Here is a 12,542-nt window from a genome sequence, read left to right on the forward strand (position 1 = left end):
GAGATGACAGTCCGCTTCACCCGGGAGACCCTGAACACGCTGCGCCAGGTGCCGCTGTTTACCGGCCTCGCCGACGATACCCTGGCGTTGCTGGGACGGGGCGCCCAAGAGCGCGGCTGCCCGCGTGGCACTCGGCTGTTCGCCCAGGGCGAGCCCGCCGATCGCTTCTACGTGGTCCTCGACGGCTGGGTGAAGCTCTACCGTGACAGCCCCGACGGCAGCGAGTGCATGGTGGGGCTTTTCTCCGAGGGAGAGTCATTTGCCGAGGCGGCGATGTTCGACCGGCTGGGCTTTCCGGTGAATGCCGCCGTGGCCGAAGATGCTCGGCTGCTGGTTTTCCCGGCTGAGCACTTCCTGGAGACACTGCGCGAACATCACGGCCTGACGCTCAACCTGCTGGCCAATCTCACCGGCATGCTCAGGGGCATGGTGGTCCAGCTCGACCAGCTCACCAACCAGTCGACCCATCAGCGGCTGGCGGCCTTCCTGATTTCACTGTGCCCGGATGACGCCGCCAGCGCCACGGTCTGTTTGCCCTGCGACAAGATGCTGATTGCCGCCCGCCTGGGCATGAAGCCGGAGAGCTTTTCCCGGGCCATGGCGCGCCTGCGTGCGTTTGGCGTGCGCTGTGAGCGTAACTGCGTCCATTTGGATGATCTGCCGGCGCTGTGTGCCTTCACCCGAGGCGTCGAGTCACGACCCCTTCCCGCCTGCCATGGACTCAACGGTACCCGGGCTGCTGGCATCGTTTCTTCACGAACCATGACATAAGTCAACGCACCGGTGTGTCACTTGACCACTATCAAGTGAGCAAAGAGGTAAAACTGCTATTACTTATTGGCAGGTGGAGAGTGTCTCTCCGGGTTGTCGGATCGCCGGCCCGGGCCATGCGAGGCGCTCTCTGGACCCTACCCCACGGGGAATATAGAGCGAGGCACGTTATGCAAAAGAAAGCACTGAGCAAGGGGATCTTCGCCCTCAGCTTCCCGCTGGCCGCCATGATGGCGGGTGGCGTGCAGGCGTCGGCACCCGAGATGTCGGCCGAAGAACTGGATCGCGCCGGCGATATCTACTTCCAGCGCTGCGCCGGCTGTCACGGCACTCTGCGCAATGGCGCCACCGGTCCCGGTCTGCTGCCCGAGAGCACCATCGATCTGGGCCAGCGCCGCCTGGAAAGCATCATCACCTTCGGCACCGAAGGCGGCATGAACAACTTCGACGGCATGCTCGACGAGGAAGAGATCGAGCTTATCTCGAAGTATATCCAGCAGCAGCCGGAAGAGCCGCCCGAGATGTCCCTGGCCGACATCCGCGAGACCTGGAAGATTCTGGTGCCTCAGGAGGAGTGGCCCAGCGAGCCCCAGCACGATCGCAACTGGGAAAACTTCATGGTCACCATCCTGCGTGACCGTGGCGCCATGGGCATCATCGACGGCGACACCAAGGAGTTGGTCACCGAGGCCGAGACCGGCTACGCCGTGCACGTGGCCAAGGAGTCCTCCGACGGGCGCTTCTGGTACGTCCAGGGCCGCGACGGTCGCCTGTCGAAGATCGACCTGTGGATGGATCCGCCTAGGGTGACCGCCGAGGTATTCATCGGCATCGACGCCCGTGACGTGGCGGTCTCCCACTACGGGGAGTGGAAGGACAAGTACGTCATCGGTGGCGCCTACTGGCCGCCCCACTTCGTGATCGCCGACGCCGAGACCATGGAGCCGCTGAAGGTCGTCTCCACCCGCGGCTACGACACCGAGGGCAACTACGTTCACGAGGCCCGCGTGGCGGCGCTCTACAACACGCCCAACGCGCCGAGCTGGCTGGTCAACGTCAAGGAGACCGGTCAGATCTGGCAGGTCGACTACAGCGACCTGGATAACCTGCGCATCGATCACATCGAATCGGCCGAGTACCTCCACGATGGCTTCTTCGATCCCACCGGCCGCTACTTCCAGATCGCGGCCAACTACAGCAACCTGATGGTGTTCGTCGATACCGAGACCCGCAAGCGCGTGGGCATGCTCAATACCGGAGACATTCCGCACCCGGGGCCGGGAGCCAACTGGGTGGACTCCGAGTGCGGTCCGGTGGCCGGCACCACCCACCTGGGCGAAGGCCGCATGACCTTCTGGGGCAACGATCCGGAGAACTATCCCGACCAGGCCTGGGAGATCTGCGGCAGCGTCGAGACCGACGGCCCCGGCCTGTTCGTTCGCAGCCACCCGGAGTCCGGCAACGTCTGGATCGACCAGGCCATGCATCCCGAGGCCGACGTCAACCAGTGGGTCATGGTCATGAACAAGGAGACCCGCGAGCTGACTCCGATCCACGTCGCCGACCGTCCCGCCGAGCATGACGCGGTGGCCGTGCACATGGAGTACGACCAGACCGGTACCGAGGTGTGGGTCTCCATCTGGGCCCGCGGGCGCGGCCATCAGGATGATGGCGCCATCATCATCTACGACGACAAGACCCTGGAGGAGAAGGCCCGGGTCGAGAACCTGAACACGCCGACCGGCAAGTTCAACGTCTACAACCGCAAGAACCACATCGGCTGAGCCGATCAGCCGGAGCACCTGCGGGTGCTCCGGCCCCTTTTTCAGCCATTCATGCCTTCCCGGGAGCAGAAGCCGGAGTGGCTGGGCAAGGGGCCGGACACCATAACGAAAGCAAGGCATCTCGAGAGCAGGCATCTGCTGTCATGACATTTTCGGGAGACGGACATGCTGAGGGAGCGACTGCGCAACTGGCGCAAGATCACGATCATGGGGGCATCGCTGGGGGCCGTGACGCTCTTCTTCGTGGCGGGGATCATCTTCTGGGGCGGCTTCAACACGGTGATGGAAGCCACCAACAACATGAAGTTCTGCAGCTCAGCTTGTCACGAGATGACCTGGGTCTATGAGGAGTATCAGGACCGTCCCCACTACCACAACAAGTCAGGCGTGGGCGCGACCTGTTCCGACTGCCACGTGCCCGACGCCTGGGGGCCCAAGATGATCCGCAAGATCGAGGCCAGTCGCGAGGTGTGGCACTGGATGCTGGGCACCATCAACACCAAGGAGAAGTTCGAGGGCAAGCGGCTGCACCTTGCCGAGAACGTCTGGCGCTCGATGCTGCGTACCGACTCCCGAGAGTGTCGCAACTGCCATGACTGGTCCGCCATGGATCTCGAACAGCAGCCCGCTCGTGCCGCTCGCGAGCACGCCCGGGCCTTCGAGCAGGGACAGACCTGCATCGAATGCCACCAGGGCATCGCTCACGAGTTGCCCGAGGCCTGGGACGAGTCTCCCGTCTGGGCCGCCCGCTTCGAGCATGATACCGAGGCCGATCTGGATCGCGGCGAGCCCGAGCTGCCGCTGGAGGCCGAGGAGCTGGGCGAGGCCGTGGCCGCCGAGGGCGATATCGCCTCCGGTCTTGCCTGGGCCGAGGTGCCCACGCTGGATATGACCCTGTTCTTGCCGGGCCAGGCCTCCATCGAATGGATCCAGGACGGCAGCGAGCACAGCGGCGGGCGCGCTTTCGGCTTCGGCGACCGCTGCATCTGGTGTCACCAGGGCGAGGAGGCCGATATCGGCGCACTGGCCACCAGCGCCGAGAAGATCGAGACCTATGACCTGGGCGACAAACGCGGCCACGTTCCGTTGGCCGTGCAGACCGCCTTCGATGATGACTATCTCTATATGCGCTTCCAGTGGGAGGACGCCGAGCACACCCCGCTACCCTTTGTTGACAGCGGGATGATGGATCCCGAGAACGAGATCAAGCTGACGGTCAGCTTTGCTGATGACCGCGTCGACATGGCCGACCGCGGGGGCTGCTGGGCCAGCTGCCACCACGATTCCTCCTACATGCCCGATGCTCCCGAGCAGGCGGTCCTGGAAGAGAGCGAGCTGTCTGAGCGCCTTGAGATGATGAACGGCGTGACCAAGTACCTCACCGAGAGCCGCACCGAGATCGAGGTGCGCGGTCGTCGCGGCGCCGCCCGCGGTGGCTGGGACAAGCTCAAGGACGACGAGGAGATCGAAGAACTGTTCGGCGGCGGCGCCTATCTGGACATGGCCCGCTACAAGAGCGGTAGCGAGCGCACCGAGTCCGGCTACATCCTGGAGCAGCGCCACTTTGACGACAGCGAGGCGGTGGTGTTCAGCGCCGCCAAGGAAGACGGCGTCTGGACCGCCTACATGACCCGCGCACTGCGCACCGGGGCACCCGGCGACAAGCCGCTGGACCTTGACGGCAAGTACAACGTCAACTTCGCGCTCCACGATGACCACGCGGCCTCGCGCTTCCATCACGTCTCCTGGCAGTTCGGCCTGATGTTCGGCGCCGAGGAAGTCGACGACGAGATGGTCGAGATCAACGCCATGCGCATCGAGCGCTGAGTATCCGGCAGTAGAGGAGAAAGTGGTGATGCATAAATGGCTTCTGACTCTCGGGGCCAGCTTGCTGATCGGCGGGGCGGCCCAGGCTGAAACCAATGAGAGTAGCGACGTTGGTGACGGCCAGGCCGGCGGAGGCAGCGAAACGGTTGTAGTCGAGATGTTCGACTACTCCTATCATCCCGCCGAACAGGAAGTCGAGATCGGTACCACCGTGCGCTGGGTCAGCATGGAGAAGCGCACCAGTCACGACGTCTACTTCCCCGACGCGGACTTTGGATCGCCACGACTGTTTCCGGAAGAGAGCTGGGAGCATACCTTCGACGAGGCCGGTACCTACGATTACTACTGCCAGCCACACGAGAATCGCAACATGCAGGGTGTGATCCGTGTCGTTGAGGTAGGCGATAAGGAATAACCGGCCAGGAAGTGGCCGGTTCCACGCAGCCATCAATTGGCACCGTGATGCACCGAAAACAGAGGAGTTCGCATGGCGATAACCACTCAACCTGCGGCATGGGTCACCGGGCTTTTGACCGCCCTGATGCTGACCAGCGGGGCCGCTATGGCAACGCCGAGCATCGAGGGGTTCCTCAGCGCTGAGTTCGGCATGTCCCCCGACGAGGTGCGTGAGCGCCTGGCCGATGATGGCATCGTCGAGGTGAGCGAGAAGCAGACCGCCGACGGTGACCTGCTGATCGACGGTCGCCTGGGAGGTGATCCTGCGGCCGGCGAACCGGCGGTGGAGACCGATCTGCGCTACGTCTTCCCGGCGGGCAGCGAGCGGCTGGCCCTGGTGGTGGCCTTCCACCCGGAGGTGGCCGACCACGCCGCGGTCAAGGCCCGGCTCATGGGCGAGTACGGTCAGCCCTGGGAGGAGGAGATGGCAGATTGGTGGCTGGAGCAGCTGGCAGAGGGAATGCCCGCTACCCCGCTCGGCTTCTCCGCCTGGGGGGGTGACGAGACGCAGCGTCACCGTTTCGTGCGTCTGTGGCGCTTCGAGGATTACCTCACCGTGGAGTATCTGGACAGCCGACGGCTCTCAGAGCGGGAGTGACGCCACGACCCGATGCGCACTGGGCCGCCCCATCGCGGGGCGGCCTTTTTAGGTGGATACCACCACGGCACGTTGATACCACAACCCCTGATTCCGAGGAGAATCGAGATGAGGCGCACTATGCTGCTGATCGCCGCCCTGCTGATGGGATCGACTCCCCTGGTACTGGCGTCTGAGCACGGACAGTCTGGCCACCATGGTCATGCCCAAGGAGAGATGGCGGAGTCCCGCCACGCGGTGCGTGGCATCTATCTCGGCTATGACGCCGAGACGCACCGCATCAGCGTGGCCCACGAGGAGATCCCCGGAGTGATGCGCGCGATGCGCATGAACCTGCGCCTAGCCGAGGGCGATTCGGCCCCTGCGCTGGCCGAGGGTGAGCGGATCCGCTTTACCATGACCGGCAGAGTGGAGGAGGGCATGAGCTGGTATGCCGACTCCATCGAGGGGCTGCCGGCCGACACCGAGCTCGAACTGCCCGAGAAGTTGCGCGAGATGATCGGCCCCTGAGGCGGCCATTGGCTCAGGCGATGGCGTGCTTCTTCATGCGATAGAGCAGGGTATCCCGGGTAAGCCCCAGCAAGCGGGCAGCCCGGGTGCGGTTGCCTTCGCTCCGGACCAGCGCCTGACGAATCAGTTCGACCTCAAGGGCCTCCAGGCTCAGCCCGCAGGAAGGCAGCCGCCAGCCATTGCTGGTCGTCGGTGTAGACAGTGGGTCGAGCCACCCCTCGGGCAGGTCGTCTGGTGCCAGACGCTGGCCATGCAGCAGCACCACACATCGCTCTACCAGATTGCGCAGTTCGCGCACGTTGCCGGGCCAGGAATAGGCGGCCAGGCACTTGAGCAGTGCCGGGGTGAACTCGGGGGCGTCTACCCTGTGGCGAGCGGCCAGTTCGCGGCAGAACCGCCTCGCCAGCAGTGCCACGTCGCCTTCTCGCTCGCGCAGTGGCGGGAGCTCCAGGGGAATGACATGCAGCCGATAGAAGAGATCGGCGCGGAAGGTGCCGGCCGTGACCCGTGCGCGCAGGTCCTGATGGGTGGCGGCCAGGATGCGGACGTCGACCCGCTCCACGTGATTCGCCCCCAGCGCCTGACATTCGCCGTTTTCCATGAAGCGCAGCAGCTTGCCCTGGGCCGCCAGCGGCAGTTCCGCCACTTCGTCCAGAAACAGGGTGCCGCCATGGGCCTGCTGCACCCGGCCGCGCTTGTAAGCTTGGGCACCGGTGAAGGCGCCGCGGCGGTGGCCGAACAGCTCCGACTCCACCAGATCCACCGGAATGGCTGCGCAGTTGAGGGTTACCCAGTGGCCGGTATGACGCCGGCTCTCGTGGTGCACCAACCGGGCCAGCAGCTCCTTGCCGGTGCCGCTCTCGCCGAGGATCAGCACCGTGGCGTCGGTGGCCGCCACCAGACGGGCGGAGCGTACCACGGCCTGCAGGGCCGGGGACTCGCCGATCAGATCGGCGTGGCTTTCCATGGGATCCCGAGCGTGAGTCATGACATTTCCCATCGGGTAATCAACAATGGCACCGGGGCCAGGAGCATGATCGCCACTCCTGCCAGGCGCCGAACGACGGGCTGGCGCAGGGTGGCCGCCACCCGGCTCGCCATCACCCCCACCGTGAACAGCATGGGCAGGGTACCCAGCCCGAAGAAGAGCATGAAGAGCCCGCCACGCAGAGCGCTTTCTGTGGTCAGCCCATAGAGCAGCGCCGAATAGACCAGCCCGCAGGGCAGCCAGCCCCACACCAGCCCGAACCCCCAGGCCTGGGGCAGACGCCGCACTGGCAGCAGGCGACGCCCCAGCGGCTCCAGATGGCACCATAGCGGCCGCCCCAGACCCTCGATTCGCGAAAAGCGGGGAAACCAGCCTGCGATATGCAGCCCCACCGCCACCAGAAAGAGCATGCCCAGGGTTCCCATCACCAGGCGATTGGGGGCACCCAGGACGCCTAACAGCCACCCGGCGCTGGCGGCCACCAGCGCTCCGGCTACCACATAACTGGTGATCCTGCCCAGGTTGTAGGCCAGGTTGAAGGCCATCAGCCAGCCCGGCCGCTCGCGCACTTCTGGCGAGAGGCTGAAGGTCAGGGCGCCGGCGATGCCGCCACACATGCCCAGGCAGTGGGTACTGCTCAGCAGTCCGAGCAGGAAGGCCACGGTCCATTCGGCCGGCATCGGGGTGGGTCTCCTGAACGCGTCGGCTTACCGGGTGATATGCCCTGATTCTATCGCACCGGGGCGCGGCAGGTCCCCGGGGGCAGGTCGCCAATGCATGGCTGGGCGCCATGAATCAAGGAGATGGCTCTCTGTCATGGATTGCCCCAAAACCTGGCATGAAAGATGCAAGTTCAATGTACCGTTTCGTTGATTGACTTCGCCCCCTGATCAGGGGGCTTTCTTTTGCCCGGCGTGGTCTGGCGGGTGCAGAGCGAAATCCTTGGGGCCTGGTGCCGGCCGAGCGGGGTGACTGACTGTGGCATTTGCCACAGTCAGTGGGGCAGATGCCCCACTGCAGATGCCTTGTGAAAGCGGGGCTCTACCCTGGCCCCCTGGCTCAGCGAAGTGGAGGCGCAGGTCTACTACAGCTATGTTGACCATGTGATGGACAACTCTACCCTCAGGACGCCGCCTACCAACCCCCAGGGGCAGCCGATGCTGAGGCTGGGCAACTCGGACCGCCGAACCATTGGCGGGCGCCTGGCCACCGAGCTGGAGCTGGCGCCGACCATACAGATGGCAGTGGGTATGGACTATGTCGAGAATCGCCATAGCAACCGAGGGGGTGTGGACTACCGCGAGAAGGAGCGTGGCCGTAACGCCGAGTTCAAGGACTATGGGGTCTTTACCGAGGTGGAGCAGGCGCTTTCCGAGCGCAGCTGGATCACGCTGGGCCTGCGGGTCGACCGCGCCAGGGTCGAGTCGCTCAATGGGCTGAATGATGAGGATGGCCTGTATGGTGACGCCGACCTGGGCGAAACGTCGCGATCGACCCAGTGGAGCGGCTTTGCCCGCTATGAGTACGCTCTGGAGCCCCAGCCCCTCAGCCTCTTCGCCGGGGTGGGCCGCGCCGAGCGGGCGGGGGACCACTGGGAGCGTCGCTGGGTCTTCGACCTGGAGACCTAGACCCTGAACCAGCTCGATTCCGGGGCCAGCTGGAACGGCGACCGGCTGAGCGCCAATCTGTCGCTCTTCCATGGCTGGTATGACGACTATATCCTGATCGATGAGCGTAACGGGCAGGACAAGGTGCGCAACGTCGACGCCAGGACCTACGGCCTCGAGGCCGATATGCGCCTGCGACTCACCGACAACTGGGACCTGACCTCGACCCTGGCCTGGGTGCACAGCAACAACGATACCGACGACCTGCCGCTGGCCCAGACCCCGCCGCTGGAGGCGACCCTGGGGCTGGACTACGACCGTAACGCCTACTTCGGCGGCATGCTGTTGCGTGGCGTGGCCCGTCAGGACCGCATCGCCGAAGGTCAGGGCACCATCTACAGCCTGGATATCGGTGAAACGCCCGGATTCGCTACCGTATCCGCCTACGGCGGCCGCGAGTTGTTCGGCAATACCACCCTGACCCTGGGCGTCGATAATCTCTTCGATCGCACCTACGCCGAGCATATCCAGCGTGGCACCACCGAAATGCTGGCGACCGACCGGGTCAACGAGCCGGGCCGCATCGTCTGGGCCAACCTTACCACCCGCTTCTAGACGAGCTGTTTCGGCCCCCCGAGCCTGCAACGAGCGCCCCGTCCTCCGAGGAGAGGACGGGGCGGCGTCGTTTCCGCCTCGCGAGAGAAGCCACTCATTGGTTATCGCTGCGACACTGGCGCCGGGAGCGTTCCATGGCCTCGGCGGCACCTTCCAGGGTGAACACCATGAACCAGGGGTCGTCCTCGGAGCGCATCATCCGCAGTCGCAGGGTCTCGCCTCGGCGCATCTCCTCAATCAGCAGTGCCGGCTCCTCGAGCAGAAACTGCGCATAGAAGCCGCTGTCGCTGCGCTCGGTGATGAACTCCGCCTGACCGCTGTGAATGGTCTCAAAGTCCACCCGCAGGTCGGCGGGCACGCGGTTGACCACCCGACTCTCCGCCTGGCGTTCGCCCAGGTCAACGCGCAGTTCCAGCCAGGAGGGCTCGCAGGTCCCGGAAGTGACGTTGACGCTAAAAAAGGCGTCGCTGTAGCTGCTTGCCTCCAGGGCGCGATAGTGGCGCTCCTCGCCCAGCGCCAGGATCAGCGATTGCCACTGGCCGTGTGCCTTGGCATCCAGAGTGTTGTAGATGGCGGCGCTGGCGGTGGCGGGAATCAGCAGGCTGGCCAGCAGCAGGGCAGAGGCGCCTAGCAGGACAGGCTTGGGCATGGGCAGGCTCAGTCGAAATCGCGGCTGGGCAGCAGCCAGCCGTCGTCGGGGCGATAGCCGTCCGCCTCGGCGTGCTGGTACTGGGTCACCATCTCGTCGGTGATGGCGGCGATGGCCTCATCGATGCTGGCATGGTCATCGCTGCTCTCGAAGGACGGCTCGACCTGCAGGGGGGTCTGCAGATAGTGGCTCTGCTCGCAGGTGACGCGCTCGCTTCCTGCCTCTCGGTAGCAGCGGATGCGGATCGGTATAGAGATTTCGCCAAGCTGAAAGCTCATCTCGGTCACCAGGAAGCGCTGCTGATGAATCAGTGGGTGGCGAAGGGCGGCCGGGGTGTCCATGGGGATGGCTCTCCTGAGGTAGGGTCAAGGCCCGCCCGAAAGGGCGTTCCGGTCAACATAGCACCCGGCCCATAGGGGTAAAAGGCCAATACCTTGATCTGAGTGTGTTGTCGAGTGCGGCAAACTATCCCATGCTTCACCCATAAAGAGGTTTCCCGGATGCATGTTATTGGTCCGGCCGATCTGACCTGATGGTGGAGTGTCTCGTGACAAGTGTATTGCGATCCTGGCTGGTGACCCTGGTGCTGCTGATGGGCCTGGTTCTGTCGACGACAGCCCTGTCGACCACGGCCATGGCGGCTGAGTGGTTGCCGGTCGTATTTCCCGAGGCTGATGCCGTCGGTGAACCCATCGAGGAGCCGCCGGTGGTGCCGGTGCTCCGCGACGGCGAGACGGTCGGCTATGTCTTCGAGACCAACGATATCGCGCCGATCCCCGCCTACTCAGGCCATCCGGTCAATATGCGGGTAGGCATGGCGCTGGACGGTCGCATCACCGGGGTTGAGGTGCTCGACCACTCCGAGCCGATCATGCTGGTGGGGATCCCCGAGACGGTACTCGATGACTTCGTCGGTCAGTATGCCGGCAAGTCGGTGCGTCAGAAGGTGCGGGTAGGCCTGTCCCGCCGTCAGCGTGAGGGTTACGAGCACGTGGATGCGGTCTCTGGTGCCACCGTCACCGTGGTGGTGATGGGCGAGGGGATCATGCGCTCGGCGCGCCGAGTGGCCCGGGAGCTGGGCATCTTGAAAGCTAACGTGGCAGAGCCTGCCACGGTACGCGACGACCTCTTCGAGGAAGCGAGCTGGGATGACCTGGTGGCGGAGGGCGCCGTTGGCCATCTCAGCATGACCCGTGGTGAAGTGGACGAGGCCTTCGTCGGCACCGATGCCGAGGGCGTCGAGGCCACCCCGGAAGGGCGCAAGGAGGAGACCTTCATCGACCTCTACGTGGCCTACCTCAACGTGCCCACCATCGGCCGCAACCTGCTCGGCGAGCGCCAGTACCGGCAGCTCATGGAGGGCCTGGGCGAGGAAGAGCATGCCCTGGCGATCATGGCTGACGGGCGCTACTCCTTCAAGGGCTCGGGTTTCGTGCGCGGCGGCATCTACGATCGCATCATGGTTCACCACGGCGGACGCACCGATCAGTTCCATGACTCCGACATGCTTCGCCTGTGGGGCATCGAGGCCGAGGGCGCGCCGCGACTGACGGAACGCGACATCTTTATCCTGCGCGAGGAGACACGCTTCAACCCGGGCGAGCCCTGGGAACTGGAGCTGCTGGTGCGACGCCAGGTGGGGGCCCTGGACACCGAGTTTGTCGGCTTCGCCGTCGAGGTGAAGGTGCCGGAGCGCTTTCTGGAGATTCCTGAACCGGTGGCCGACGCCATGCTCGAGGACGAGACGCGGCCGCTGTGGGTCTCGGTATGGGAAGACCGCGTCACGCATATCGTGGTGCTGGGTGCCGGCCTCGGTGTGCTCACTTTCATCCTGCTTTTCCAGGACTGGCTGGCCAAGCGGCCGCGGCTGCTGCATACCCTGCGCTACAGCTTCCTGGTCTACACCGTGGTATTCATCGGCTGGTATGCGCTGGCCCAGCTCTCGGTAGTTAACATTCTCACCTTCGCCAACTCCCTGTTCACTGATTTCCAGTGGTCCACCTTTCTGATGGACCCGATGATGTTCATCCTGTGGAGTTTCGTGGCGGTGACGCTGCTTCTCTGGGGCCGCGGCGTCTACTGCGGTTGGCTGTGCCCCTTCGGGGCCATGCAGGAGCTGATCAGCGCGGTGGCCATCAAGCTTAAAGTCCCCCAGTTCGAACTCCCGTTCGCAGTTCATGAGCGTCTCTGGGCGTTGAAGTACATCATCCTGCTGGGGCTGTTCGCTATCTCCCTACAGTCGCTGGGCCAGGCCGAGATCTTCGCCGAGATAGAGCCCTTCAAGACCGCCGTGCTGCTCAAGTTTCAGCGCGAGTGGGGCTTCGTGCTCTACGCCGTGGTGCTGCTGGTGATCAGCGCCTTCAACCACAAGTTCTTCTGCCGCTACCTCTGCCCTCTGGGGGCCGGCCTTGCGATCCCCGCGCGCATTCGCCTGTTCGACTGGCTGCGCCGCCACAAGGAGTGCGGCAAGCCCTGCCAGATCTGCGCCAACGAATGCCACATCCAGGCGATCCACCCTGACGGGCAGATCAACCCCAATGAGTGCCACTACTGCCTGGACTGTCAGATCACCTATCACAACGACCGCAAGTGCCCGCCCATGGTGGTGCAGCGCAAGAAGCGTGAGAAGGCCACTCGGCTGAGCAGCAAGGTGGCCGAGGCCCAGCGAATTCCCGCCACCGAGCTGGGCAGGGATGGGGCCTGAGGTGGCTGCCGAGCAGTGAACCGGCCGTGCCGG

The 12,542-nt window shown here is 64.5% G+C and carries 11 protein-coding genes and 1 pseudogene; 8 read left to right on the forward strand and 4 right to left on the reverse strand.

Going from position 1 to position 12,542, the window contains the following annotated elements; all coding sequences use genetic code 11:
• The first annotated feature begins 3 nt into the window (after positions 1-3).
• From ACFODV_RS07310 to ACFODV_RS07335, 6 genes are all read left to right on the forward strand, one after another.
• Positions 4-771 carry a Crp/Fnr family transcriptional regulator gene (locus ACFODV_RS07310; RefSeq protein ID WP_379756915.1) on the forward strand — a complete coding sequence of 256 codons (768 nt, stop codon included), beginning with the start codon at positions 4-6 and terminating at the stop codon, positions 769-771.
• A gap of 170 nt (positions 772-941) precedes the next feature.
• On the forward strand, positions 942-2,555 hold the full coding sequence (locus ACFODV_RS07315; RefSeq protein WP_379756918.1) for a cytochrome D1 domain-containing protein: 1,614 nt from the start codon (positions 942-944) through the stop codon (positions 2,553-2,555).
• Between the two features lie 165 nt (positions 2,556-2,720).
• Positions 2,721-4,382, forward strand: a complete 1,662-nt coding sequence (locus tag ACFODV_RS07320) for a NapC/NirT family cytochrome c (RefSeq protein ID WP_379756921.1) — start codon at positions 2,721-2,723, stop codon at positions 4,380-4,382.
• Between the two features lie 28 nt (positions 4,383-4,410).
• Positions 4,411-4,797, forward strand: coding sequence for a cupredoxin domain-containing protein (locus ACFODV_RS07325; protein WP_379756924.1), 387 nt, complete (start codon positions 4,411-4,413; stop codon positions 4,795-4,797).
• Between the two features lie 72 nt (positions 4,798-4,869).
• Positions 4,870-5,436 (forward strand): hypothetical protein, encoded by a 567-nt coding sequence (locus ACFODV_RS07330; protein ID WP_379756927.1) that lies wholly within the window; start codon positions 4,870-4,872, stop codon positions 5,434-5,436.
• Between the two features lie 108 nt (positions 5,437-5,544).
• Positions 5,545-5,946, forward strand: a complete 402-nt coding sequence (locus ACFODV_RS07335; protein WP_379756930.1) for a copper-binding protein — start codon at positions 5,545-5,547, stop codon at positions 5,944-5,946.
• A 13-nt stretch (positions 5,947-5,959) separates the two neighbouring features.
• Here the strand turns inward: ACFODV_RS07335 and ACFODV_RS07340 are convergent, their stop codons facing one another.
• Complete coding sequence (locus ACFODV_RS07340) at positions 5,960-6,934, reverse strand: sigma-54 interaction domain-containing protein (RefSeq protein WP_379756933.1); 975 nt, start codon at positions 6,932-6,934, stop codon at positions 5,960-5,962.
• Positions 6,931-7,614, reverse strand: a complete 684-nt coding sequence (locus ACFODV_RS07345) for a sulfite exporter TauE/SafE family protein (RefSeq protein WP_379756936.1) — start codon at positions 7,612-7,614, stop codon at positions 6,931-6,933. Before ACFODV_RS07345 ends, ACFODV_RS07340 begins: the two co-directional genes overlap by 4 nt.
• Positions 7,615-8,001: 387 nt before the next feature.
• Here ACFODV_RS07345 and ACFODV_RS07350 point away from each other — a divergent pair.
• A pseudogene (locus tag ACFODV_RS07350) lies at positions 8,002-9,156 on the forward strand (TonB-dependent receptor domain-containing protein).
• A gap of 94 nt (positions 9,157-9,250) precedes the next feature.
• Here ACFODV_RS07350 and ACFODV_RS07355 read toward each other — a convergent pair.
• Together ACFODV_RS07355 and ACFODV_RS07360 are read right to left on the reverse strand one after the other, a co-directional pair.
• The gene (locus tag ACFODV_RS07355) at positions 9,251-9,805 is read right to left on the reverse strand and encodes a hypothetical protein (protein WP_379756939.1); all 555 of its coding nucleotides are present in this window, start codon (positions 9,803-9,805) and stop codon (positions 9,251-9,253) included.
• Positions 9,806-9,813: 8 nt separating this feature from the next.
• A complete protein-coding gene (locus tag ACFODV_RS07360; RefSeq protein ID WP_379756942.1) occupies positions 9,814-10,146 on the reverse strand; it encodes a hypothetical protein in 333 nt (110 codons plus the stop codon).
• Positions 10,147-10,352: 206 nt separating this feature from the next.
• Here ACFODV_RS07360 and nosR point away from each other — a divergent pair, with 206 nt between their 5' ends.
• Positions 10,353-12,509: a transcriptional regulator NosR gene (gene nosR / locus ACFODV_RS07365; RefSeq protein WP_379756945.1), complete on the forward strand. Its 2,157-nt coding sequence runs from the start codon at positions 10,353-10,355 to the stop codon at positions 12,507-12,509.
• Positions 12,510-12,542: the final 33 nt, after the last annotated feature.

It is taken from the genome of Halomonas tibetensis (assembly GCF_042643535.1).
GTDB lineage: Bacteria > Pseudomonadota > Gammaproteobacteria > Pseudomonadales > Halomonadaceae > Halomonas > Halomonas tibetensis.

Bases quoted from the DNA above. Each gene is read 5' to 3' on its own strand.
- ACFODV_RS07340 (WP_379756933.1), bottom strand. From the start codon at position 6,934: ATGACTCACGCTCGGGATCCCATGGAAAGCCACGCCGATCTGATCGGC.
- ACFODV_RS07360 (WP_379756942.1), bottom strand. From the start codon at position 10,146: ATGGACACCCCGGCCGCCCTTCGCCACCCACTGATTCATCAGCAGCGC.
- ACFODV_RS07335 (WP_379756930.1), top strand. From the start codon at position 5,545: ATGAGGCGCACTATGCTGCTGATCGCCGCCCTGCTGATGGGATCGACT.
- ACFODV_RS07315 (WP_379756918.1), top strand. From the start codon at position 942: ATGCAAAAGAAAGCACTGAGCAAGGGGATCTTCGCCCTCAGCTTCCCG.
- ACFODV_RS07320 (WP_379756921.1), top strand. From the start codon at position 2,721: ATGCTGAGGGAGCGACTGCGCAACTGGCGCAAGATCACGATCATGGGG.
- ACFODV_RS07345 (WP_379756936.1), bottom strand. From the start codon at position 7,614: ATGCCGGCCGAATGGACCGTGGCCTTCCTGCTCGGACTGCTGAGCAGT.
- ACFODV_RS07355 (WP_379756939.1), bottom strand. From the start codon at position 9,805: ATGCCCAAGCCTGTCCTGCTAGGCGCCTCTGCCCTGCTGCTGGCCAGC.
- ACFODV_RS07325 (WP_379756924.1), top strand. From the start codon at position 4,411: ATGCATAAATGGCTTCTGACTCTCGGGGCCAGCTTGCTGATCGGCGGG.
- ACFODV_RS07310 (WP_379756915.1), top strand. From the start codon at position 4: ATGACAGTCCGCTTCACCCGGGAGACCCTGAACACGCTGCGCCAGGTG.
- ACFODV_RS07330 (WP_379756927.1), top strand. From the start codon at position 4,870: ATGGCGATAACCACTCAACCTGCGGCATGGGTCACCGGGCTTTTGACC.